The organism is Acidovorax sp. NN32, assembly GCF_057597245.1.
The window spans coordinates 2,761,487-2,784,142 of record NZ_CP199679.1; the positions used below are offsets into that span (position 1 = coordinate 2,761,487).

Annotated in this window: 20 protein-coding genes; 10 read left to right on the top strand and 10 right to left on the bottom strand. The window is 65.9% G+C overall.

Annotated features, from left to right (window positions below; all coding sequences use genetic code 11):
- Positions 1 to 129: 129 nt before the first annotated feature.
- Together ACT89O_RS12935 and ACT89O_RS12940 are read left to right on the top strand one after the other, a co-directional pair.
- Entirely contained in the window at positions 130 to 606 is a 477-nt protein-coding gene (locus ACT89O_RS12935; RefSeq protein WP_055395923.1) for a DUF3237 domain-containing protein, read from the top strand.
- 81 nt (positions 607 to 687) lie between these two features.
- Positions 688 to 1,728, top strand: coding sequence for a Bug family tripartite tricarboxylate transporter substrate binding protein (locus ACT89O_RS12940; RefSeq protein ID WP_487260226.1), 1,041 nt, complete (start codon positions 688 to 690; stop codon positions 1,726 to 1,728).
- A gap of 60 nt (positions 1,729 to 1,788) precedes the next feature.
- Here ACT89O_RS12940 and ACT89O_RS12945 read toward each other — a convergent pair whose 3' ends face one another.
- Entirely contained in the window at positions 1,789 to 2,292 is a 504-nt protein-coding gene (locus ACT89O_RS12945; protein WP_487260227.1) for a hypothetical protein, read from the bottom strand.
- A 75-nt stretch (positions 2,293 to 2,367) separates the two neighbouring features.
- Entirely contained in the window at positions 2,368 to 2,619 is a 252-nt protein-coding gene (locus tag ACT89O_RS12950) for a GlsB/YeaQ/YmgE family stress response membrane protein (protein WP_487260228.1), read from the bottom strand.
- Positions 2,620 to 2,899: 280 nt separating this feature from the next.
- On the opposite strand from ACT89O_RS12950, the gene ACT89O_RS12955 reads away from it, so the two are divergent.
- Entirely contained in the window at positions 2,900 to 3,286 is a 387-nt protein-coding gene (locus ACT89O_RS12955) for a hypothetical protein (protein WP_055395930.1), read from the top strand.
- A 20-nt stretch (positions 3,287 to 3,306) separates the two neighbouring features.
- On the opposite strand, the gene ACT89O_RS12960 is transcribed toward ACT89O_RS12955, so the two are convergent.
- Positions 3,307 to 3,882, bottom strand: coding sequence for a C40 family peptidase (locus tag ACT89O_RS12960; RefSeq protein WP_055395932.1), 576 nt, complete (start codon positions 3,880 to 3,882; stop codon positions 3,307 to 3,309).
- Between the two features lie 332 nt (positions 3,883 to 4,214).
- Here ACT89O_RS12960 and ACT89O_RS12965 point away from each other — a divergent pair, with 332 nt between their 5' ends.
- From ACT89O_RS12965 to ACT89O_RS12990, 6 genes are all read left to right on the top strand, one after another.
- A complete protein-coding gene (locus ACT89O_RS12965; RefSeq protein ID WP_487262858.1) occupies positions 4,215 to 5,240 on the top strand; it encodes a PQQ-dependent sugar dehydrogenase in 1,026 nt (341 codons plus the stop codon).
- Between the two features lie 145 nt (positions 5,241 to 5,385).
- Entirely contained in the window at positions 5,386 to 7,002 is a 1,617-nt protein-coding gene (locus ACT89O_RS12970) for a thymidine phosphorylase family protein (protein ID WP_487260229.1), read from the top strand.
- Between the two features lie 2 nt (positions 7,003 to 7,004).
- A complete protein-coding gene (locus tag ACT89O_RS12975) occupies positions 7,005 to 7,919 on the top strand; it encodes a ribose-phosphate diphosphokinase (RefSeq protein ID WP_487260230.1) in 915 nt (304 codons plus the stop codon).
- Between the two features lie 88 nt (positions 7,920 to 8,007).
- A complete protein-coding gene (locus ACT89O_RS12980; RefSeq protein WP_055396123.1) occupies positions 8,008 to 8,613 on the top strand; it encodes an isochorismatase family protein in 606 nt (201 codons plus the stop codon).
- Positions 8,614 to 8,725: 112 nt separating this feature from the next.
- Positions 8,726 to 9,916, top strand: a complete 1,191-nt coding sequence (locus ACT89O_RS12985) for a hypothetical protein (protein WP_487260231.1) — start codon at positions 8,726 to 8,728, stop codon at positions 9,914 to 9,916.
- 191 nt (positions 9,917 to 10,107) lie between these two features.
- Entirely contained in the window at positions 10,108 to 10,737 is a 630-nt protein-coding gene (locus ACT89O_RS12990) for a transglutaminase-like domain-containing protein (RefSeq protein ID WP_487260232.1), read from the top strand.
- A 201-nt stretch (positions 10,738 to 10,938) separates the two neighbouring features.
- Here the strand turns inward: ACT89O_RS12990 and ACT89O_RS12995 are convergent, their stop codons facing one another.
- From ACT89O_RS12995 to ACT89O_RS13005, 3 genes are read right to left on the bottom strand one after another with little or no spacing between them, the layout of a single operon-like run.
- A complete protein-coding gene (locus ACT89O_RS12995; protein ID WP_487260233.1) occupies positions 10,939 to 11,865 on the bottom strand; it encodes a Fe-Mn family superoxide dismutase in 927 nt (308 codons plus the stop codon).
- Positions 11,866 to 11,898: 33 nt separating this feature from the next.
- Entirely contained in the window at positions 11,899 to 13,266 is a 1,368-nt protein-coding gene (gene chrA, locus ACT89O_RS13000; protein WP_487260234.1) for a chromate efflux transporter, read from the bottom strand.
- The gene (locus ACT89O_RS13005; protein ID WP_487260235.1) at positions 13,263 to 14,231 is read right to left on the bottom strand and encodes a chromate resistance protein ChrB domain-containing protein; all 969 of its coding nucleotides are present in this window, start codon (positions 14,229 to 14,231) and stop codon (positions 13,263 to 13,265) included. The genes chrA and ACT89O_RS13005 overlap by 4 nt, the downstream gene beginning before the upstream one ends.
- Positions 14,232 to 14,503: 272 nt before the next feature.
- On the opposite strand from ACT89O_RS13005, the gene ACT89O_RS13010 reads away from it, so the two are divergent.
- Entirely contained in the window at positions 14,504 to 16,438 is a 1,935-nt protein-coding gene (locus ACT89O_RS13010; RefSeq protein ID WP_255354221.1) for a propionate--CoA ligase, read from the top strand.
- A 75-nt stretch (positions 16,439 to 16,513) separates the two neighbouring features.
- Here the strand turns inward: ACT89O_RS13010 and ACT89O_RS13015 are convergent, their stop codons facing one another.
- The 4 genes from ACT89O_RS13015 to ACT89O_RS13030 all read right to left on the bottom strand — a co-directional run bounded on the left by ACT89O_RS13015 (position 16,514) and on the right by ACT89O_RS13030 (position 22,643).
- A complete protein-coding gene (locus tag ACT89O_RS13015) occupies positions 16,514 to 17,062 on the bottom strand; it encodes a hypothetical protein (RefSeq protein WP_487260236.1) in 549 nt (182 codons plus the stop codon).
- 136 nt (positions 17,063 to 17,198) lie between these two features.
- A complete protein-coding gene (locus ACT89O_RS13020; RefSeq protein ID WP_487260237.1) occupies positions 17,199 to 21,017 on the bottom strand; it encodes a sensor domain-containing protein in 3,819 nt (1,272 codons plus the stop codon).
- A 154-nt stretch (positions 21,018 to 21,171) separates the two neighbouring features.
- Entirely contained in the window at positions 21,172 to 22,098 is a 927-nt protein-coding gene (locus ACT89O_RS13025; protein WP_055401926.1) for a DMT family transporter, read from the bottom strand.
- A complete protein-coding gene (locus ACT89O_RS13030) occupies positions 22,095 to 22,643 on the bottom strand; it encodes a methylated-DNA--[protein]-cysteine S-methyltransferase (RefSeq protein ID WP_487260238.1) in 549 nt (182 codons plus the stop codon). Before ACT89O_RS13030 ends, ACT89O_RS13025 begins: the two co-directional genes overlap by 4 nt.
- Positions 22,644 to 22,656: the final 13 nt, after the last annotated feature.

The following is a 22,656-nucleotide window of genomic DNA, read 5'->3' on the forward strand; positions in this document are numbered from 1 at the left end:
TTACGCTAGGTTCATAACCAATAGGGTTTACGCAAACCGGGATGCAGCGGCCGCCTCGCTCTGGGGTGAACCGCTTGCCTGAACCCTGTTTGCGTAAGTCATGACTCATTCTGCAGCCCAAGCCCTCTTATGCCTGACCTACCGACCCTGGCCGAACCTCGGCTGAAATTTTTTGCCGATCTGCGTGTGGAAGTGGGGGCACCCCAGCAGGTGGGGCAGACCGTGCATGGCCTGCGCCGCCTGATTCCCATCACCGGCGGTACCGCCACGGGCGATGGCTGGAGCGCCCGGGTGCTGCCAGGCGGTGCGGATTTTCAGCTCATCGTGAATGACCGGCTGTCAGAGCTGGATGCGCGCTACGTGCTGGAGACCGACGCAGGCGACTTCATCTATGTACAGAACCGGGCCGTGCGCTCCGGGCCGCCGGAGCTGATTGCCCGCCTGGTGCGCGGCGAGCCGGTGGACCCGGCACAGATCTACTTCCGCTGCAGCCCGAGCTTCGAGACCGCTGCCCCCGCGCTCTCCTGGATGGGCGAGCGCATGTTTGTGGGCACGGGTGCCCGCTATCCCGACGCTGTGGTCATGCGTTTTTTCGAGCTGCTTTAGGAGCCCGGTTCCTCCTTCTGACCACCCAGCGCTGCATTCTTTTTTCCCTTGACCACACTGACAGAACTCCTGGAGACAACCATGACGCCTTCTTTCCATTCCGCCCCCGCCGCCGATGCACGAAAAAGCGGCACACGCCGCACACTGCTTGCCACAGCGGTCACTCTGGCCGCCAGCCTGCTGCCCTGGTCGGGCGCGCAGGCGCAAGCCAGTGGCGGCGCGTATCCGAACAAGCCGGTGCGCATCATCGTGGGCTTTCCGGCGGGCACGGGGCCCGATATCGTGGCGCGCCTGCTGGCGCAAAAGTTGTCGGAAGGCTGGGGCAACCTGGGCGTGATCGTGGACAACAAACCCGGCGCTGGTGGCCTCATTGCAGCGGGCGAAGCAGCCCGCGCCGCGCCGGACGGCTACACGATCATGCTGGGCGAGACGGGCCAGCTCAGCATCGCCCCGAGCAGCTACAACAAGCTGCCCTACGACCCGGCCAAGGACTTCGCCGCTGTGAGCCAGGTGGTCACGTCCGACTTTGTGCTGCTGGTCAACCCCCAAAAGGTGCCGGCACGCAACGTGAAGGAGTTTGTGGACTGGACCAAGCAGCAGAAGGGCCTGTTCCTGGCCACCTTTGGCGCCGGCACTCCGGGGCATTTTGGCGCCTTCATGTTTGGGGACGCGGTCAAGCTCAAGCCAGAGCCCGTGCACTACAAGAACACGTCGGATGCGCTGGGCGGCCTGTTCAGTGGCGACGTGCAGGGCGTGTTTGCCAGCGTGGGGCTGGCCGCGCCCAACGTGAAGGCTGGAAAGCTCGCCGCGCTGGGCACCACCGGGGCCACGCGCACGCCCACGCTGCCCGATGTGCCCACCATCAAGGAGCAGGGCTACGCCAATCTGGAGTTCTCATCGTGGTTTGGCATCGTGGCACCCGCCAAGACGCCCCCCGAGATCATTGCCAAGCTCAATGCCGACATCGTGCGGGCCGTGCAGTCGCCTGAAGGCAAGGCGAAGATGGAAGAGGCCGGTTTCCGCGTGACGGGCACCAGCCAGCAGGACTTTACCCGCACCATTGCCGCCGACACGGTGACCTGGGGCAAAGCAGTGGCCGCCACGGGTTTCAAGGCCGATTGATGTACCCAGACGCTAGGGCCACGCCATCTGCGGCGTAGCCCTCGCAGGTTCTCAGCAGGATTACCGAGATGCCTTAGGTGCGGGCAACTGCAGCTGTGCCTCCTGCACCACGCGAACGCAGTCCTTCAAGTGCTGCTCGCCCAGGTAGCGCAGCGTGGCATAGCCAATGGTGGCAGCCACAGCCTGCCCCGCGAGGGGAACATACTTGGCGGCCTGTTTGGTCGTCAGGCGAAGACCCACGGTCTGCGTGGCGCGGATGACGAGTTCGCGTGTGATCAGCTTGCCGATCAGCACCGACCCCACAAGGCTCACCGCTTTTTGCACCTGCTCGCGCTTGTTCGGTTCGAGTTGGTCAATCTGCGCCGCCGACAGGCCGAACTCGGCATTGATCTGCGGTAGCAGGCGTGAGAGCAATGCGGCATCCACCGCCCAATCGAGCCCGGGCACAGGCACGGCACTGGCGGCGGCAGCCACCAGGGCACGCCGATGGAGCAATTTGCGGCTGCGTTGCACGGCGGCAGCCAAGGCGGGATTGCCAGCTGCCATCTGCAGGGAAGTGGGCATGGTTGGGTGGTATTGAATGAAATGTCGGCGAAAGAAGGAGCGGCTGCCAACAGTAGCAGTGAATCCATCATTCCATCAGTTTTTGCCCTTCACAAGGCTGTATACCGCCAGCAGCAGCATGGCGCCCACCACCGAAGCGATCCAGCCTGCGGCCTCGCCCTGCTGGTACAAGCCCATGGCCAGGCCCAGGTAGCTGGCCAGAAATGAACCCGCCACCCCGAGCAGTGCGGTCATGATCCACCCCAGCTTGTCATCCCCCGGCTTGAAGGCCCGGGCCAGAAGACCCACCACCAGACCGACCACCAGCGTTCCGATCAATGACACCATATTTGTTTCCCCTTGTGTTGTTACGACGGCGATGCGCTGACTCTAAAGAAGGCGGGAAAGTGGGGGTGTCGGACAACGCGCCCTGTGGGCGTCCCGTCTGGTGGCGCGCCGTCGCCTGTTCTCGCCGTGCGTTCGCTCCGCGTGTCGGCGCCGTTGGATGACGCTGCAAGCGGTCGGTAGCGGGTTGTGGGTGCTGTCTGACATCCTGGTGCGGCGGGTGCTTGCCAAGCCTGCGTGCGCTGGGCCCTACATTCAAGCGTCTGCACTTTAAGGAAGACTGATGACCCAAATCCCCAAAACCCGTTCTTTCTCCCTAGTGTTGATGGCCGCGCTGGCCCTGGGGGGCGCCGTGGCGCTGCCCACCACTGCGGCCGCACAAAATGGCGATGAGGCTTCGCTGGCGCGCGGTGCGGTACCGGACACGACCCCTCAGCAACGCTACCAGACCGCCATCCGCGAGGCAGGCGGAGGCCTCAAGGTCAGCCTGGAGGAATGCCGCACCATGGCTGCGGCGGAGCGCAGAAGCTGTGAGTCCCAGGCCCGGGCACGCTATCAGGCCGACATGGCCACGGCCAAAGCCATGTTGCGTGACCCTTCGCTGGGGCCGGTGAATGTCGTGGGAGGCCCGATCCGCAGCACCGAAACGGTGTACGAGATCAAAAAGTAACCGGTGCCGCAGGTAGGCGGTTACTTGGCTTGCGCGGTGTCGCCGTCGGCAGTGCCCGCCACGCGGCGCGCACCATTGAAGCGGCGGGCCCAGTAGGCCACGCCCATGTCTTCCACACGGATCTGGGCGCCGCTTCGAGGAGCATGGATGAACTTGTTGTCCCCCACGTAGATGCCCACGTGGCTGAAATTGCGGCGCATGGTGTTGAAGAACACCAGATCACCCGGCTGAAGCTCTTTTTTGTCGATGACCTGGGTGGCGGCAGCTTGCTGATCTGCACGGCGGGGCAGCAAAAGGCCCACGGTCTGTTCGTACATGGCACGCACGAAGCCGCTGCAGTCAAAGCCTGTTTCGGCACTGCTGCCACCACGCTTATAGGGCACGCCCAGAAACCCCATGGCGTTGACCACCAGGGAAGATGCCTGGTCGGCCACGGTGTGGGCCCGGTCCGCCACCTTGTGGCTCACGTCTTCCAGCCGCGTCAGCAGGCCTTTGTCCGTGATGAAACGGTCCATATCGTCAGGGTTTGCCGCTTGCGGCGCAGCCTGGGCGGTGGTGGCGCAGGCCAGGAGAAGTATGCAAAGCCATCGGGACATGGGGGCGAAGGGTAACACGCAACGCTTGCTTATCGAAAATAATCACCTTTGCAAGCCGTTGATTTCGTTGAAGTAAATCAAAACCCCGGGTCTCCCCAGGGATCACAAGGCCCTGAAAGCCCCTGCAGGCACACTCCGACGATGCACCTCGGGCGTCGCCCGGGGACGGGGGGTTTCCATCGCTTTTTCAGGAGCGCAGCCTTATGAAATTCAAGTCAAAAATGCCTCCAGCGCTTGCTGCAAAAGCGCAAGCAGCTATATTTTTGGTAGTGGCAGGGGTTTCAGTCAGTGCTGACGCCCAGAACACCACACCGGCGGTGGCGCTGGTGCCCATGGCTCAGGGCCTGGATCACCCTTGGGCGGTGGCCTTTTTGCCGCAGGGGCAGTTTCTGATCACTGAGCGGCCGGGGCGCATGCGGGTTGTCAGTGCCAGCGGGCAGGTTAGCCCCCCGCTGGCCGGGGTGCCTGCTGTGGCAGCAGGCGGGCAGGGCGGCCTGCTGGATGTGGTGACGGACACTGCCTTTGCCCGCAACCGCCGCATCTTCTTTTGTTTTTCCGAGCCCGCAGCGGCGGGCGCACGCGGCAACAGCACGGCGCTGGCCCGGGCCACGCTGTCCGAGGATGCTCGCAGCCTGCAGGACGTCAAGGTGATCTTCAGCCAGCGGCCCAAGGTCGACAGCAGCCTGCATTTTGGATGCCGCATCGTGCAGGCGGCGGACGGCAACCTGTTCCTGACCCTGGGTGACCGCTACCACCGCAAGGACGATGCCCAAAAGCTCGACAACCACCACGGCAAGATCATCCGCATCACCCCCGAAGGGGCCGTGCCGCCCGACAACCCGTTCGCCAAACAACCTGGCGCCTTGCCCGAGATCTGGAGCTACGGCCACCGCAACCCCCAGGGTGCAACGCTGGGGCCAGACGGCAAGCTGTGGATGCACGAGCACGGCCCGCAGGGTGGCGACGAAATCAACCAACCCCAGCCGGGCCGCAACTACGGTTGGCCGGTGATTACCTATGGCGAAAACTACGGCGGCGGCAAGCTGGGCGAAGGCACAGCCAAGGCAGGCATGGAGCAGCCGCTGCACTACTGGGTGCCGTCGATTGCGCCGTCGGGCGTGGCTTTTCTGACCAGCGCGCGCTATGGCGCAGCGTGGCAGGGGAGCCTGTTCATCGGTTCGCTCAAATTTGGCACCCTGCACCGCCTGGAGGTGGCGGGCGGCAAGGTACAGCGTGAGGAAAAACTGCTGCAAGGCAATGGCGAACGTATCCGTGATGTCCGCCAGGGGCCGGATGGCTTGCTCTATATGGTGACTGACAGCCCACAAGGGCGGTTGCTGCGGCTGCAGCCGAACTGACAAGCGTGAGAACGGGAGTGAAACCGCCGCAGGAGGCATGGCAGTCTTGACCTAGGTCATGGCGGCTGAAAGATCTACGCTCCAGACGCCGTCGCGCGGGGTGTTCCCAGGGTCTTGGTGGTCACTTTGGAGTTAGGCTGACGCGATGCATTCCGAGCCGTCCTCTTCTTCCTCTCCTGCCTCTGATCCCGCAGAGCCATCCGCTTCGGCCGACGCGCCACCCCGGTCTCAGCTGGCCCTGCGCCGCGTGGCCATCGACACCTGGCGCGAAAACGTCGCCTACCTGCACCGCGACTGCGCCGTGTATCGGGCCGAGGGCTTCCAGGCCCTATCCAAGATCGAGGTGCGCGCCAATGGCCGCCGTATCCTGGCCACGGTCAACGTGGTGGACGACCCTGCCATCGTGGGTTGCAACGAGCTGGGCCTGTCGGAAGACGCGTTTGCCCAGCTGGGCGTGGACAACGGCCACACCGTGTCGGTCGCCCAGGCCGAGCCTCCCGAATCGATGGGCGCGCTGTTCCGCAAGATCGCCAGCGAGCGCCTCACCCGCGAGGACTTTGGCGCCATCGTGCGCGACATCGCCGACCACCGGTATTCCAAGATCGAACTCACCGCCTTTGTAGTGGCCTGCCACCGCAGCGAGCTGGACCGGGAGGAGGTGTTCTTCCTCACCGATGCCATGGTGGCCAGCGGCCGGCGGCTGGACTGGCACGAACCGCTGGTGGTGGACAAACACTGCATTGGCGGCATCCCCGGCAACCGCACGACCATGCTGGTCGTGCCCATCGTGGCGGCGCACGGCATGTTGTGCCCCAAGACGTCTTCGCGTGCCATCACCTCGCCCGCCGGTACGGCCGACACCATGGAGGTGTTGGCCAAGGTCGAGCTGCCGCTGGAGCAGCTGGCCGACATCGTGCGCGACTACCGGGGCTGCCTGGCCTGGGGCGGCACGGCCAACCTGTCGCCCGCCGACGATGTGCTGATCTCGGTGGAGCGGCCGCTGTCCATCGACTCTGCCGGGCAGATGGTGGCGTCCATCCTGTCCAAAAAGGTGGCGGCCGGTGCCACGCACCTCGTGCTCGACATCCCCATAGGCCCCACGGCCAAGGTGCGCTCCATGCCCGACGCGCAGCGCCTGCGCCGCCTCTTTGAATATGTGGCGCGGCGCATGGGCCTGTCGCTGGACGTGGTCATCACCGATGGCCGCCAGCCCGTGGGCAACGGCGTGGGCCCGGTGCTGGAGGCGCGCGACGTGATGCGCGTGCTGCAGAACGACCCGCGCGCACCCGACGACCTGCGGCAGAAGGCGCTGCGCCTGGCTGGGCGCCTGATCGAGTGCGACCCTGATGTGCGCGGCGGCGACGGCTACGCGATTGCGCGCGACATTCTTGATTCTGGCCGGGCGCTGGCGCGCATGAACGCCATCATTGCCGCTCAGGGCAGCACGGGGTTTGACCACAACCACCCGGCGCTGGGTGCCCTCACACTCAACGTGGTGGCGCCCGCCAGCGGCGTGGTGGCGGGCATCGACAACTACCAGATCGCCCGCGTGGCCCGACTGGCAGGGGCCCCCAAGGTGCCCGGCGCGGGGGTGGACCTGATGCACAAGCTGGGCGACACCGTAGCTGCCGGGGACGTGCTGTACCGCGTGCACGCCAGCTACCCCGCCGACCTGGAGTTTGCGCGCCATGCGTGCGAGCGTGACACCGGCTACCGCCTGGGGACCGCCGACGAGGTGCCCAAGGTTTTTGTGGAGTTCTGACAGTGACTGTTGCCCCCCACCAAGCGTGTCTGCTGTACTTTGCTGACGAAGAGGCCCCTGCGCTGCGCCTGGCGCAGGCAGCTGGTATGACTGCCCAGGCCATCGAGCGCCACCGCTTCCCCGATGGTGAACTCAAGCTGCGTTTGCCCGTCAACGCGGCGGGCCGCCTGCCCCGGCGGGTGGTGCTGCTGCGCAGCCTGCACCAGCCCAATGAAAAGCTGGTGGAACTGCTGCTGACCGCGCGCACGGCCCGCAGCCTGGGCGCGCAGCAGCTCACGCTGATAGCGCCGTACCTGGCCTATATGCGGCAAGACATCGCCTTCCACCCCGGCGAGGCCGTGAGCCAGCAGGTGGTGGGCGGGTTTCTGGCGGGCCTGTTCGACGCGGTGATCACGGTGGACCCGCACCTGCACCGCATAGACCGGCTGGAGCAGGCCATTACAGTGCCGCAGGCCGTGGTGCTCAGCGGCGCCGAGCCACTGGCCGACCTGATCGCTGATCGGCGCCCCAATGCACTCCTGGTAGGCCCGGACGGCGAATCCGCCCAGTGGATCGCCCAGGCCGCCGCCCGCCACGGCTTTGACCATGCCGTCTGCACCAAGGTCCGCCATGGCGACCGCGATGTCGCCATCGAACTGCCCCCACTCAACGCACAGGGCCGGGCCGTGGTGCTGCTGGACGACATGGCCAGCACCGGCCGCACGCTGGCGTTGGCGGCGCGGCTGCTGCTGCAGGCGGGCGCGGCATCGGTGGATGTGGCTGTGACGCATGCGCTGTTTGCGGGCGATGCGCTGCAGGTGCTGCATGAAGCCGGGGTGGGGGAGGTGTGGAGCACGGACTGCATCCCGCACCCGAGCAACGCCGTGCGCATGGCCGGGCCGCTGGCCACCGCGCTGCAGGCCGTCCTTCGCACCTGAAAACCCGGGCACAGGGCTGCGACAATGCGCCATTGCCTCCCACGCTGCGCCCGCACAGCGATACAACGAACACAGAAACGGTTCCACCATGCTGCTTGACGCCACCGAATCCCAACTCGTCCTGGTCGATTACCAGGAGCGCCTGATGCCCGCCATCTTTGAAGGCCCCGCCGTGCTGGCCAACGCACGCCGCCTGGCCGAGATCGCCCGCATGCTGGATGTGCCCGTGTGGGGCACCGAGCAAAACCCCTCGCGACTGGGTGCCAATGACCCCGCGCTGCGCGCCCTGTGCCAGAAGACCTTGGCCAAGATGCACTTCAGCGCCGCCGAAGAAGGCCTGGGCGAATGGCTGCGCCCCCCGGCCAAGCCCCAGCAGGGCGGCAACGCGCGCAGCCTGCCCAAGCACCTTCAAAAACCCGCTCAACAGGAGCCCGAGCGCGGCACCATCGTCATTGCCGGGTGCGAAGCCCATGTCTGCCTGCTGCAGACCGCGCTTGATTTGCTCGAGGACGAGTTTGAGGTGTGGGTGGTGACCGACGCCTGCGGCTCGCGCACCGAACGCAACCGCGACGCCGCCTTCGACCGCTTGGCCGGCGCGGGCGCCGAGCTGGTGACCACCGAGATGGTGGCGTTTGAATGGCTGGGCACTTGCGAGCACCCGGCGTTCAAGGATGTGCTGGGCTTGATCAAGTAGCCAGTTTTTGAGTCTTTTTGCCCTCTGGCGCTTATCTATCAAGCGCTAGCAGCTATCAAAATAGTAGTGCTCGTTAGGCACCGCCGAGGGCGCTGATTGCTCCCATTCGCCCATGTCCCCTGTCTTGATTGGCCTCGTTCTGCTCGTGGTGTTGCTGGTCCTGAATGTCCAGGCCACCCGCCAGATTGTGCGCACCGGACTGCAAGGTTTTCGCAAAACGATGCTGACGGGCGGTGTGTGGGTGCTGCCGTTCCTGGGTGCCTGGCTGGTGAAGATCCACCTGCAGTCCGCCGCAGTGCCGGCGCCCGGTGAATCTGGTGCAGGGGAGGCCGAGCCAGCCCCCGAGCACCTTGAGGCGCCAGGCGTTGCGAGTTTTGACGTACGGGGGCATCTGCAAAACACACAGAATCTGCCGCAGCTGGATTGGCCCGCGCTGGACGCCTGGGCCCACGGCGCGGGCAATCGTGCACCGGCGGCCGTGGCCGACGCGCTGAACCAGGGCCGACGCGCCTGGCTGCTGCACCTGCGCGATGCGCTGGGCACGCACATGCATCTGCACGAAGGGGCGGATTGCTTCATCCTGTCGCCGCTGGAACCGTCAGTGGCGCGCGCCACCGCGCGCTATGTGACCACCACACGTCAGCGCATCGACCGGCTGCTGGCGGGCATGGCGCATTTCCCCGTGGCCGAAAAAAGCATCTTGCTCGTGCTGGATGACGAGGACACCTACTACCACTACGTCGCGCAGTTCTATGGATCGGACGGTGAGTTTGCGCGCAGCGGCGGCATGTTCATCCACTTCGGCTGCCCGCATTTTGTGGTCGTGGCGGCCGACCTTGCAGCCATCGAGCCGGTGATTGCCCACGAGATGACGCACAGCGCGCTGGCCCACCTGCACCTGCCCACCTGGCTGGATGAGGGCCTGGCTGTCAACACCGAGCGCCGCCTGAAGGGCGCGCCACCGGCACAGCACACCCCCGCGCAACTGCACCATCTGCACCAACGCTTCTGGACGCCCGAGCGCATGCAGGAGTTCTGGGCGGGCACGTCGTTTCAGCGCACCGACGACGGCAACCTGCTGTCGTATGAGCTGGCGCGCATTCTGGTGGACCACGTGGCGCGCGACTGGGCCGCGTTTACCGCTTTTGTGACCACAGCGCAGCGCCGCGATGCCGGGGCACAAGCTGCGGTCGAGGTTTTGTCCGTGGAGCTGGGGAGCAGTGTGGGCGCCTTGCTGGACATTGTCGATAACGAGGGCTGGGCGCCAGACCCTGCGCGTTGGGGGGGCAGCGGCGTGAGGTAGCACTGGTCAGCGGCGGTCATCGAATTGAAGACACCCGAGCGCCCAAAGCCTATGCTTGGGCAGCCCAACAAGGTGGTTTTTTCATGTACCGACGTTTTTATTCTTCGTCTTCCCCTGTTTTTTGGGTCAACTTGCGCCGCGCGGCGCCTGAAGGGGCGAGGCGGTCGTTCTTTACGTCGTGTGCATGGCTATTGGCGACGTTCACGACGTTGGCGGCGCTCAGTGGCTGCAGTGCAGTCCCACAGGCCGCGGATCCCAACTCCGACGCCCCCGAGGCGGCGTTTGCCCCGCGTGGCCCATTCATCGACGCGCCGACATACGACGAAGCGCTGCAGCGCTGGCAGAGTCCAGAAGACATCAACGCCTGGATTGGCGCGCGGTTCCGGTACGACACAGACCGCGCGATGCAGCTGTCTGAAACCCAGCGCCAGGCCAGCGGGCGCATGCCCATCCTGGCGCCTGACGCCTTTTTTGCAGCCTCCAGCGGCGTGTGTGTGGACGTGGCCCGTTTTGCGCTGGAGACACTGCGAACCCTGCAACCCGGCGTGCAGCCGCGCTACCTGATGATCGAGTTCGACCCCGTCTCCGTGCGCGGCAACACGCTGCGCCGACACTGGCTGGTGTCGTTCGAACGGGGCGGGCAGCATTATTTTTTTGCCGATTCCAAACGCCCAGGCCACATCGCCGGGCCGTACGCAAGCGTGCAGGCCTTTGTGGACGAATACGCGCACTACCGCGGGCGGCGCATTGTGGCTTTCAGCGAGCGGGAGTCCTATGAGCGCAGGCTGCGCACCCGGGCGGTTGCTGAACCGGCATCGTGAGATGGGTAGAGGTTTGGGCGGCCTCTGAGTGAGCCAAGGTATGGCGCATGGAATGGGCCCAAACCCCGATCATTGCGACACACGGGGCCGCGATTAGAAATGGGAGTGATTTTTGCCTCTAGCGCATATCCACCAAGCGCTGATAGCTATCATTTTTAGAGATACAACGAAGCTGTGGACGGGTGTCCAGTCAGTCCCGGCTCAACCCGCGGGCAATGTGAAGGCTTTGGCCTGCACCGGTTGGCCCGACGCGATCCAGCCGTCGATGCCACCTTGCAGAAAACGCGCCTTGATGCCTGCGGCACGCAGGCGCAACGCGGTGGAACGGCTGACCTCGTGGCCATAGACGCAGTACACCACCACCTCTTCGTCGGTCGGCAGCTCACCGGCCCAGGCGTCGATGGCCACCGGGTCGCGCCAGGGGGCATTGGGCAGGATGGTGGTGGCGGCGTTGTAAACACCAGCGCGGCGCACATCGATGCGATGGCATGCCTGCTGCGCGTCTTGTACCGATGCCTCCAAGCCCTCGCTAGCGGCGTGGACCGCGCGCTGGTAGCGCTCGTACACGGCAGGCCAGTCGATATTGGCCATGAAGGCATCGACATACGCGCCCGCTGCAGCGCCGTGGTCGAGGTGGTAGGCATGTTCATACATGTCCAACGCGAGGATGGGCACCCCACCGGCAGCAGCCTGGGTGTGGTCGCTGGCCCACTGGTTGACGAGTGTGCCATCGCGCGGCTGGAACACCAGCAGCACCCATCCCGAGCCGCCGCCCAGTGCCTTGCCCATGGCGACAAACTCTTCACGCCAGCGCTCAGCGCTGCCAAAGCTGGCTGCCAGGGCCAGCAACATGCCGGGGGCAGGGGCGGCGCCACCGCCGCCCAGGCTGCCAAAGTACAGTTCGTGCAGCAGCATCGAATTGCTGGCGATCAGCTCCTCGCGCTTGAGTCCGTTGACGACAAAGCCGGGCGTGGAGGCAAAGTCCAGCCCCGAGAGCTGCGCCCGGATGGCGTTGAGCCGCGCCACCGCACCGCCATAGTTATTCTGGTGGTGGCTGCGCAGCAGCCTTTCGGACAGGCCTGGCAGCGTGGCCGGGTCAAGGGGAAGGGCTTGGGGGCGTGCTTGCATGGGGATACTCCCGGGAAGTGGATGACAACTGGTTCAGGCCAGCCAGGGTTTGAGGAAGGTCACTGCCAGCCCCACGGCCGCGCACAGCCCCAGCAGCGGCATCACCCCCAGCTTGAAGCGGAACAGCGCCACCAGTGCGCCCACGGCGATCACCGCCGACACGGCATCGAACGCCCCGCCAAAACCCTTGGGCCATAGCAGGTGGTAGGCAAAAAACAGCGCCAGGTGCAGGATCACACCCACCACAGCGGCGGTGATGGCCGACAGCGGGGCGGTGAAACCGAGCTTGCCGTGGGTGGCCTCTACCGCCGGGCCGCCCGCGAGGATGAAGATGAACGAGGGCAGAAAGGTCACAAACGTCACCACCGTGGCGGCTGTAGCAGCGCCTGCAAACAGCGCTTCCGGCCCCGACACCTGCTGCAGCCAGCCGCCCACGAAACCGACGAAGGCCACCACCATGATCAGCGGGCCGGGCGTGGTCTCGCCCAGCGCCAGGCCGTCGATCATCTGCGGGCCGCTGAGCCACTGGTATTGCTCCACCGCGCCCTGGTACACGTAGGGCAGCACGGCATAGGCGCCGCCAAAGGTCAGCAGCGCGGCCTTGGTGAAGAACCAGCCCATCTGCGTGAGCGTGCCCTGCCAGCCCTGCGTGGCCACCAGCACGGCCATGGCCGCGAGCCACAGCGCCAGCCCGGCTGCGAGCACCTTGGCCAGGTGGCTGCGCGAGAAGCGGGCATGGGCAGGCGTGGGCGTGTCGTCGTCGATCAACGCCGGGCCGTAGCCCTTGTGGCCGTTGGCATGGCCGCCTCCCAGAGCGAACACGGCAGGCCAGCGCTGCGCACCAAAGTAACCGATGAGCCCGGCGGCCAGCACGATGGCCGGGAAGGGCGTGTTGAGCGCAAAGATGGCCACAAAAGACGCAGCCGCAATGCCCCACATCCAGCCGTTTTTGAGAGCCCGCGTGCCGATGCGGTGGGCCGCATGCAGCACCAGCGCGGTCACAGCGGGCTTGATGCCGTAGAAGATGCCTGCCACCACGGGCACGTCGCCAAACCGCAGGTACACCCACGACAGCGCGATCAGGATGAAGAGCGAAGGCAGTACAAACAGCGCCCCGGCCACGATGCCGCCCCAGGTGCGGTGCATGAGCCAGCCGATGTAGGTGGCCAGCTGCTGCGCCTCGGGGCCGGGCAGCAGCATGCAGTAGTTGAGGGCGTGCAGAAATCGCTTTTCGCTGATCCAGCGGCGGCGCTCGACCAGCTCGGCATGCATGATCGCAATCTGGCCCGCAGGCCCGCCAAAGCTGATGAAACCGAGCTTGAGCCAGAACAGGAAGGCCTCGCCAAAGCTTACGGGGGTGGGGCGGTCCAGGGCGGAGGGGGTGGGTGCAGGGGTGGTCATGGAGCGGCGCTGGTCAGCGGAGCCTGGGAGGATGGAAGGGTGGGCGGCACGGCATACAAGGCGTCGAACACCTGCGCGGCGGCCTGGGCGAGGGCATCGTCGTCGGCATGCACTTCGCGCAGGCCGGCCAGCACGGCCTCCAGCCCAGCGGCTTCGGGCACGGGCATGCCGCCGGTGTCCAGATAGTGCACGGCGCGGGCCAGGCGCTGCAGGCGGGGGTCGGTCTCCAGCCCGAAGCTGGCAATGAGCACCTCGAAGGTCACCAGGGCACCCACATGGGTGAACCGGGCGCCATCAAAGTCAAAGCCCAGGACATCAGCAGGCGGCGATGCCGGATCGGCCAGCCACACAAAACGCGCACCCGGGTCAACGAATCGGCGGATCAGCCAGGCGCAGGCCAGTCGGTCCACCCAGGGCCGCGCCCGCGTCGCCCAGCGCTGGTTCTGGAACTGGGCGGTGTCAAGGCGCTTGATGCCATGGGCGGGCAGGGCGGCAGGCTCCCCGCGTGAAAAGCAGGCGTCCAGGGCCTGCCGCAGGGTGGCCAGGTCGGCATCGGCCTGCGCGGCGGCGCCGCTGGGGTAGTAGTCGGTGCGGTGCAAGGCCTGCAGGGCGTCGGCAATGCCACGCAAGCGGCGGCGCGCTTCGGTTTCCGTGAGCTGTGCCAGCTCCGCCTGCAAGGCGGTGGCCGTGTCGCGCCACTGAGTGAAGGCTTCTGTGCGGTCGAACAACGCTTCGATCTCCTGGCGCTGTGCGCTGTCCGGCGCAGTAAGAGTCAGCAGCATGGCCGTCCCGCCGTGTTCTCGCACCTCGGTGGCAATGGGGGCCAGCAGGCCCGCGTGTTCTTCAGGCAACAGGTAGGCGCCGTCGCGCAGGGCGGCGCAACCCAGTGCCTTGAGATTGCGCCAGATGCGCAGCCGCACGGCGTTGGGCTGCGTCGGCAGCGTCATGATGAGGGTGGACCACATGGTATTGAAGTATATGCATTAAGTAGTGAAATAGTTATTTCTATTTCAGAAATCGTCATCACCAAAGATTCCTTGCATGCCGGGTGCTTCTGGTCATACAAGGGAGCGGAGCGGGCAAAAAGCATGCGGTACACAGGAACAGCGCCCAATGCAGGGCGGCAGTCGCTTTGTCCATGGAGATGTGGCCCCGTGTAAGTGGATTCAGGGCCGATGCCAAGCCCTGCGTCAGTTTGCCGCAAGCCCGTTATGAATAATTATGAATTCAAAACCTGCTGTCTTGGCAGGCCGAGAGAGATGCCGAGGAGACCCCCACAATGACCGCTTACGCTGATTTCTACCGCCAGTCCATCGACCACCGCGACGCCTTCTGGAGCGAACAGGCGCAGCTGATCGACTGGAAGACGCAGCCCCAGCAGGTGTGCGACTACAGCAACCCGCCCTTTGCCAAATGGTTTGTGGGCGGCACCACCAACCTGTGCCACAACGCAGTAGACCGGCACCTGGCCACGCGCGCCAGCCAAGCGGCGCTGGTGGCCATTTCGACCGAAACCGATACCGAGCGCAGCTACAGCTTTGCCGAGCTGCATGCCGAGGTGCAGCGCATGGCAGCCGTGTTGCAGAGCCTGGGGGTGAAGAAGGGCGACCGCGTGCTCATCTACATGCCCATGATTGCCGAAGCCGCCTTTGCCATGCTGGCCTGCGTGCGCATTGGTGCACTGCATTCCGTGGTGTTTGGCGGCTTTGCGTCGGGCTCACTGGCTTCGCGCATCGAAGACGCCGAACCCGTGGCTGTGGTCAGCGCCGATGCCGGGTCGCGCGGTGGCAAGGTGGTGCCTTACAAGCCGTTGCTGGACGAGGCCATTGCGCTCTCCAAACACAAGCCCGCCGCTGTACTCATGGTGAACCGCGGCTTGGCCCCCATGCACCTGCAGCCGGGCCGCGACCATGAATGGGCGCCGCTGCGCGAGCAGCACCTGAACACCGTGGTGCCGTGCGAATGGGTGGAGTCCACCCACCCTAGCTACACGCTGTACACCAGCGGCACCACGGGCAAACCCAAGGGCGTGCAGCGCGACACTGGTGGCTACACCGTGGCGCTGGCCGCCAGCATGAAGCACATCTTTGATGCCAAAGCGGGTGACACCTACTTTGCGACCAGCGACATCGGCTGGGTGGTGGGTCACAGCTACATCGTCTATGGCCCGCTGATCGCGGGAATGACGACCATCATGTACGAAGGCTTGCCCACGCGACCCGATGCCGGTGTGTGGTGGAGCATTGTCGAAAAGTACCAGGTCACCCACATGTTCTCGGCACCCACGGCGGTGCGGGTGCTCAAGAAGCAGGACGCCAGCTGGCTCAGGAAGTACAACGTCTCCACCCTCAAGGCCCTGTGGCTGGCGGGCGAGCCGCTGGACGAGCCCACGGCCCAGTGGATCAGCGACGCGCTGCAGGTGCCCATCATCGATAACTACTGGCAGACCGAAACCGGCTGGCCCATCCTGACGCTGGCCAATGGCGTGGAGCAGCAGACCACACGCTTTGGCAGCCCCGGCAAGGCCATGTACGGCTACCACGTCAAGCTGATCGACGAGAGCAACGGCGAAGAGCTGACCGCCCCCAACCAGAAGGGCGTGGTCGCCATCGAAGGCCCGCTGCCCCCCGGCTGCATGCAGACCGTGTGGCGCGACGATGCACGTTTTGTGAACACCTACTGGAAGAGCATTCCCGGTCGGCTGATCTACAGCACCTTCGACTGGGGCATCCGCGACGCCGACGGCTACCACTTCATCCTGGGCCGCACGGACGACGTGATCAACGTGGCAGGCCACCGCCTGGGCACGCGCGAGATCGAGGAGAGCATTGCCTCCCACCCCAACATCGCCGAAGTGGCCGTGGTGGGCGTGGCCGACAGCCTGAAGGGCCAGGTCGCCATGGCATTTGCCGTGGCACGCGATGCGTCGGGCCTCACGGACGATGCCGCGCGCCTCAAGCTCGAAGGCGAGGTGATGAAGCAGGTGGACCACCAGCTCGGCGCGGTGGCCCGGCCGTCGCGTGTGTACTTCGTGACCGTGCTGCCCAAGACCCGCAGCGGCAAACTGCTGCGCCGCGCGCTCCAGGCCGTGGCCGAGCGGCGCGACCCGGGTGACTTGACGACGATGGAAGACCCGGCGGCGCTGCAACAGGTGAAGGACCTGGTGGGGTGACGAGCCTTTTCGACCCGCAGTGGGCTCCGTGCAAAGGCCGCCGTGCTGTTCGCGTGGGGCTTGGCACGCCAGGGCTCAGGAGATCACCAGGGTGAAGTAGCCAAACTCCATGTCGGTCGCTTCGGACACTGCTGTGACGGTGGCGTTGGGATTGGATGTGGTCACGCTGTCAGTCGTGATGCCATTGATGACGGCGTAGACGGAGTAGACATCGCTGATTTCCACCGTGACCTGCACGAATGAGTCAGGCACTACGACGTCTTGCACTGGCACACCTTGGTGCGTGATCTGGAAGGTCACCGGGCCAAGGCTGGTTTTTTCGAATTGCATCTGGTTGGCAACGCTACTGGGTGTTGTCACCACTTCGAATTCGTAGGTTTGCTGGGCGCGCTGCTGCTTCACCTGCGCCAGAAAACGGGTCGCACCACTGACTGCTATCGGTGCGGAGGTATAGGTGTTGCCTTCCAGTATGGTGCTGGCCGTGATCTCGAAAGTTTCGGCCTCCGGGACGGATAGCGTCGCGCCGGGGGTGAGGCCCGGCAGGCGGGCGAGGGCCAGCCCACCCCGGTGAATCACGTACTGGGCGATGTACGAGGTGCTGTTGGTCAAAGTCAAAGCGCTCATGGGACCCCTCCGATAGTAAGAAAAGAACGGAGATTCATTGTTACCGCCTTGGCGGTCGCAACGCCCGGATTTTTTGCCATCGACGCAGTGCGCTGGCACCGGGCCAGAGCGGGGCGAGACTCCGGCCGGAGCGCAATCACGCAGGCCGGTTTTTCTGCCATCCCACCGGCGGTTGCCACCCTGGCGTCCAGCCGATGAAATCCTGCAGCGGCATGGGCCGGGCGATACAGTAGCCCTGGGCCTGCATGCAGCCCAGCTGCAGCAGCATCTGGCCTTGTTCGATGGTTTCCACGCCTTCGGCAATCACGCGGTAGCCGAAGGAGCGGGCCAGGCCGATGACCCCCTGCACGATGGCCAGGTCGCCGGGGTCGCCCATCATGCCGTGCACAAAACTCTGGTCGATCTTGAGCGTGTCCATGGGCAGGCGGCGCAGGTAGGTCAGCGACGAGTAGCCGGTGCCAAAGTCGTCCAGCGACACCGCCACCCCCAGCGCACGCAGCGCCGTCAGGGTTTGCGCCACGGCGGTCAGGTCGTAGAGGGCGGCGCTTTCGGTGATTTCGATTTCCACCAGGTGGCCGGGCACGCCTGGGTGGCGGGCGATGCACCGGGCCATCCAGTCGGCAAAGTCTGGGTTTTGCAGGTGCTGGGCGGCGATGTTGATGCTCAGCGGCAGGTGCAGTCCGTGTGCCTGCAGTTGCGCCAGCACGGTGAGTGCGGCTTCGACCACCCATTCTCCAAAGTCGATTTCCAGCTCGGTGCCCTCCAGCAGGGGCAAGAACTCGCCCGGCGGCACCAGGCCGCGTTCGGGGTGCTGCCAGCGCGCCAGCGCTTCGGCACCCACCACGGCCCCACTCCTCATGTCCACCTTGGGCTGCAGGTACAGCGTGAACTGCGCGGCGGCCAGGGCCTCGCGCAAGTGGCGGCCCTGTTCGCGCTGCAGTTGCAGGGCGCGTTCCTGCGCAGCGTCGAACTGGTGGAACCGGTTGCGCCCGGCCTGCTTGGCGGCGTACATGGCCTGGTCGGCGTGGCGCAGCAGGGCGTCGGCGTCGGCGTCATCCTGCGGGAACACGGTGTAGCCGATGCTGGCAGTGACCACCACACGCTCGGTGTCGAGTGTGTAGGGCGCTGAGATGTTGTCCATCACCCGGTGCAGCATGCGCTCGCAGTCGCCCACGGATTCAAGGTCGGGCATGAGGATCACGAACTCGTCGCCGCCCAGGCGCGCCACCGTGTCCAGCGGGCGCAGCGCGCGTGTGAGGCGGCCACCCACCACCACCAGCAGGCGGTCGCCCGCGCCGTGGCCCAGGCGGTCGTTGACGGGCTTGAAGCCGTCCAGGTCCAGGTAGGCCACACCCAGTTGCCGACCGTTCTGGCGCGCCTGGTCCATGCACTCCTGCAGCTTGCGGGCCAGCAGCACGCGGTTGGGAAGGCCCGTGAGGGCGTCAAACAGGGCCAGCCGCTGCAGCAGAACCTCTTGCTCGCGCTGGGGCGTGACGTCAATGGCCACGCCCAGCATGCGTGCGGGGCGGCCCGCCGCATCGAAGCCCACGATCTTGCCCAGGTTGCGCAGCCAGCGGGCGGGGTCGCCCTGCTGGTTCACACGCCAGGTGGCGTCGAACGGGGTGCCGGGGTGGGTGGTGTGGCGGGCCAGTTCGCTGGTGATGCGGTCGATGTCGTCGGGGGCAATGCCGGCGGTCCACTGCGTGGAGGCCAGTGGGGTGTGGGGCGTGTCCAGGCCTCGCATGGCGTGCCAGCGGCTGTCGCCGGTGACGGTGCCTGTGTGCAAATTCCAGTCCCACAGGCCCAACGATGCCGCCGAGATGGTGAGCGAGAGCAGTTCCTCGCGTTCCCGCACCTGCTCTTCGTTGCGTTTGCGGTCGGTGATGTCGTGCACCGAGAACAGCCAGCACGGCTCGCCATCGAATTCGGTGGCGCGCATGGACTGCAGCACGGTGCGGGGTGGGCCGCCACGCACATTCAGGTTGACCTCGTAGCTGCTCAGGTGGCCCGAGCGCTCCACCTCCGCAATCAGCTTTTCGCGGTCGTGCGCGGTGAAGATGCCCAGCTCGACCGCAGTACGGCCGATGGCCTCCTCGCGCGGGATGCCCAGCATGTCCACCCAGGCGGGGTTGATGTCCACATAGCGTCCGTCGCGGCGGTGCGACAGGCCCATGGGGTAGGGCATGAGCTGAAAGATGCGCGAGAAACGCTCTTCGGACTGGCGCAGGCGCTGCTCGGCGCGCTTGGCCTCGTCGATGTCCTGCATCACGCCGCGTACGCGGGTCACGCGCCCGTTTTCGATCACCGGCTCGCCCATGGCGCGCACCCACACCAGCCGACCGTCGGTGTGCAGCACCTCGATCTCCATGCTCCACTCGCGGCGCTCCAGAATGCTCAAGCGGAAGTTGGCGCGCAGCGTTTCGCGGTAGGCGGGCGCCACATGGCGGTCAATGTAGTCGTGGGGCAGCGGCGAACCGGGGGGCAGGCCGTGGATGTCAAAACACACGTCTGACCAGTAGACCAGGCCCTTGCCGCGCTCGTCCTCCCAGGCACCCAGCCGGGCCAGGCGGCCGGCCTGCTGCAGCAGGCCATTGAGGGCCCGCAGCTCGTCACTGGCGCGGTGGGCTTCGGTCATGTCATGGAAAACGAACACAAAACAGTTTTCGCCATCCACAAGCACGGAGCGTGCCGACATCAGCCCCGGGATGCGTCCGCCCTCGCGCTGCGCAACCAGCGGCAGGCGGTCCACCTTGCCGTCACGGCGGAAGGTCTCCACCAGCCGCTTGCGTTCCTGTTCAGAGGCCCAGATGTTCAGCTCGGTCGATGTGCGGCCGATCACCTCCTCGCGCGGGCGCCCCAGCACCTCGCAGAATGCGGGGTTCACGTCGATGTAGCGGCCGTCCGAGATGCGCGAGATGCCTGCGGGGTCGGGCAGCGTCTGGTAGAAGGTCGTGTACTTGGCCTCGGACGAGCGCAGCGCATCTTCGGCCGCGCGGTGGGCGGTGATGTCCACGTCCATGCCGATGAGGCTGGTCGGCCGGTTCTGGGCGTCGCGCGTGGCCACCGTGCCGCGCGACATGAGCCAGTGCCAGCGGCCCTCGGTGTCCATCACCCTGAATTCGGCTTCGTAGCTGTCTTCCAGCCCGTCCATGGCCCGCGCCAGCCTGGCCGCATTGCGCTCGGCATCCTGCGGGTGGCGCCGGGCATACCAGCGCTGCCACAGGTCTGGCGCCTCCAGATCGGCGGCGGTGATGCCGAAGGTTTCATAGAAGCTGCCATGGCAGCGGAACTGGCGCTGCACCACATCCCACTCCCAGTGCCCGCCACCCATGGAGTCGAGCACCAGGCGCAGCCTGCGCTCTTGTTGTGCAAGGGCTTGCTGAATGTCGCTGCGTGAAAGCTCGGAGCGTGCTCCGTTGGCCAGCAGCAACCGGCCCACGCCCAGCATCAGCACCCCGGCGCCGTGGTGCCATGGCAGGCTTCGCGCCATGTCGGATGCGCCGTCGGTGGCCCACAGGCTGCCAGACACGGCCAGGGGCAGGGTCAGCGTCAGGCCGATCAGTGCAGCCCATTTGGGCACCTGCAGGCGTGCCCCCACATGGCGCCACAACAACCCCGTGGCCACCGACACGCCCAGCACGGCAACGGCTGGAACCGCATCGGACATATCAGTGCGCACCGCTGCCACCAGGGCGATGAGCGCCGCAATGATGGCCGCCGGAAACCTGAAAAAGAGCGCCAGAAACGCCGCCACCGTGGGGTAGGCCACCACCCGCAGCTCAGGGGCGTTCCAGCGCAGCGCCTCAAAAGAAATCCAGGAAACGAGGCCGCCTGCCAACCCCAGCAGCAGCAAGGTGCGGCGCGACGGGTGCAAGGACTCGCGCGGCGGCAGCCAGGCAAGCACCAGCAGCAGCGACATCAGCGCTGTGGCGGCCAAAAGGGTGTTGTTACCCATGGAAAACCCCTGGGCAAGCCAATTGCGGCGGGGTAGCCGCAGGCCAGGAGTTGCAGGGGGAGCGGCCGGGGATGTGTGTGGCAGTACAGCGCCCGGTGCCGTTGACGGACTTGGTCAGATGGCAAAAGCCCGAAGAAAACCCCATGGGCCAAGTTTAGGGCCGTTCTGAGGCGGGCAGGGCGGGCCTGAGTGTCCTGATAAGTCCGGTTGACAACAATGTGCCGCACACGATGACCACGGCGCAGCCCACCATCCAGGGCGTGATGCGTTCGCCCAGGAAGACCGTGCCGTACAAAACCGCAAACACGGGGGTGATGAAGGTCACGGCCAGCGCCCGGCTGGGGCCGGCACTGGCGATCAGGCGAAAGTACAGGATGTAGGCAATGCCCGTGCACAGCACCGCAATGGCAATGATGGCGCCCCAGGCGCGCAGGCCCGGCATCTGCGCAGGCCAGAACCACAGCGTGGGCAGGGCCAGTCCCAGCGCCGCGCCCAGCTGGCTGCCGGTCGCGGTGGCCAGCGGTGGAATGCCCGTGAGGTAGCGCCGCGCAAAGCTGGCCGACAGCCCGTAGAAGCTCGAAGCCAACAGGCAGGCGGCAATGGCCCATTCGGCGCTGTCACTCTTGAACCCGGTGCCCGCTGGCGCACGCCAGGCCAGCAGCGCCACGCCCACAAAACCGAGCGCTAGGCCCGCCCAGCGCAGGCGGTTGATGCGGTCACCCAGCCACATCCAGGCCACCAGCGCGCCAAACAGCGGCACGGTGGCGTTGAGGATGGAGGTCAGGCCCGTGGCAATGTGCAGCACAGCCCAGGAAAACAGCGCAAATGGAATGGCCGAATTGATGACCCCCGCAAACAGGATGGGCCGCCAGTGCTGGCGCAGCGCAGGCCAGTGGCCCTGGCGCAGCATGATGGGCCACAGGAACACCGTGGCCAGCGCCACGCGCAGCCCGGCCGTGGGCAGAGGGCCGAAGTCGGACGCGCCCAGCCGCATGAACAGAAAGGACGCGCCCCACAGCGCCGCCAGCAAGATGAATTCGCCGATCCAGGTGGAAACGGGCTGGTTGCCGGGGCTGTTCATGCATGTCCTTTGCGGAAAGCGTTGGGGGAGGTGGAGGGCAGCGCATTTTCCAGCGTCAGCAAGACCGCTTTGCGATCAAGGCCACCGGCATAGCCCGTCAGGCTGCCGTCCGATCCCACCACGCGGTGGCAGGGCACCACCACGCTGATCGGGTTGCGCCCCACGGCGGCGCCCACTGCGCGCACGGCCAGGGGGCGGCCCAGCTGGCGGCTCAAGGCGCCGTAGCTGGTGGTGGCACCCCGGCCGATGGCCAGCAAGGCACGCCACACAGCCTGCTGAAACGGCGTGCCACCCGAAAGGTCCAGCGGCAGGTCAAACCCCGCACGTTGCCCGGCGAAGTACTGCTGGAGCTGGTGGGCGGCTTCCTCCAGCACGGGGTGGCTTGCCGTGTCAGCCCAGGCCGTGGGGCCATGAAGCCGCTGGCTGGGCTCGTGGCGCTGGCCTTCAAACCAGACGCCGACCAAGCCGGCGGGCGACGCCGCCAGGCGCACGGGCCCCAGCGCGGTGGAGGTGCGCATTTGCACGGTGTGGGGGTGAAATTGCATGACTGAATGAACG

Excerpts from the sequence above, each read along its gene's own strand:
- ACT89O_RS12935 (WP_055395923.1), top strand. The coding sequence starts at position 130 with ATGCCTGACCTACCGACCCTGGCCGAACCTCGGCTGAAATTTTTTGCC.
- ACT89O_RS12940 (WP_487260226.1), top strand. The coding sequence starts at position 688 with ATGACGCCTTCTTTCCATTCCGCCCCCGCCGCCGATGCACGAAAAAGC.
- ACT89O_RS12945 (WP_487260227.1), bottom strand. The coding sequence starts at position 2,292 with ATGCCCACTTCCCTGCAGATGGCAGCTGGCAATCCCGCCTTGGCTGCC.
- ACT89O_RS12950 (WP_487260228.1), bottom strand. The coding sequence starts at position 2,619 with ATGGTGTCATTGATCGGAACGCTGGTGGTCGGTCTGGTGGTGGGTCTT.
- ACT89O_RS12955 (WP_055395930.1), top strand. The coding sequence starts at position 2,900 with ATGACCCAAATCCCCAAAACCCGTTCTTTCTCCCTAGTGTTGATGGCC.
- ACT89O_RS12960 (WP_055395932.1), bottom strand. The coding sequence starts at position 3,882 with ATGTCCCGATGGCTTTGCATACTTCTCCTGGCCTGCGCCACCACCGCC.
- ACT89O_RS12965 (WP_487262858.1), top strand. The coding sequence starts at position 4,215 with ATGGCTCAGGGCCTGGATCACCCTTGGGCGGTGGCCTTTTTGCCGCAG.
- ACT89O_RS12970 (WP_487260229.1), top strand. The coding sequence starts at position 5,386 with ATGCATTCCGAGCCGTCCTCTTCTTCCTCTCCTGCCTCTGATCCCGCA.
- ACT89O_RS12980 (WP_055396123.1), top strand. The coding sequence starts at position 8,008 with ATGCTGCTTGACGCCACCGAATCCCAACTCGTCCTGGTCGATTACCAG.
- ACT89O_RS12985 (WP_487260231.1), top strand. The coding sequence starts at position 8,726 with ATGTCCCCTGTCTTGATTGGCCTCGTTCTGCTCGTGGTGTTGCTGGTC.
- ACT89O_RS12995 (WP_487260233.1), bottom strand. The coding sequence starts at position 11,865 with ATGCAAGCACGCCCCCAAGCCCTTCCCCTTGACCCGGCCACGCTGCCA.
- chrA (WP_487260234.1), bottom strand. The coding sequence starts at position 13,266 with ATGACCACCCCTGCACCCACCCCCTCCGCCCTGGACCGCCCCACCCCC.
- ACT89O_RS13005 (WP_487260235.1), bottom strand. The coding sequence starts at position 14,231 with ATGTGGTCCACCCTCATCATGACGCTGCCGACGCAGCCCAACGCCGTG.
- ACT89O_RS13015 (WP_487260236.1), bottom strand. The coding sequence starts at position 17,062 with ATGAGCGCTTTGACTTTGACCAACAGCACCTCGTACATCGCCCAGTAC.
- ACT89O_RS13020 (WP_487260237.1), bottom strand. The coding sequence starts at position 21,017 with ATGGGTAACAACACCCTTTTGGCCGCCACAGCGCTGATGTCGCTGCTG.
- ACT89O_RS13025 (WP_055401926.1), bottom strand. The coding sequence starts at position 22,098 with ATGAACAGCCCCGGCAACCAGCCCGTTTCCACCTGGATCGGCGAATTC.
- ACT89O_RS13030 (WP_487260238.1), bottom strand. The coding sequence starts at position 22,643 with ATGCAATTTCACCCCCACACCGTGCAAATGCGCACCTCCACCGCGCTG.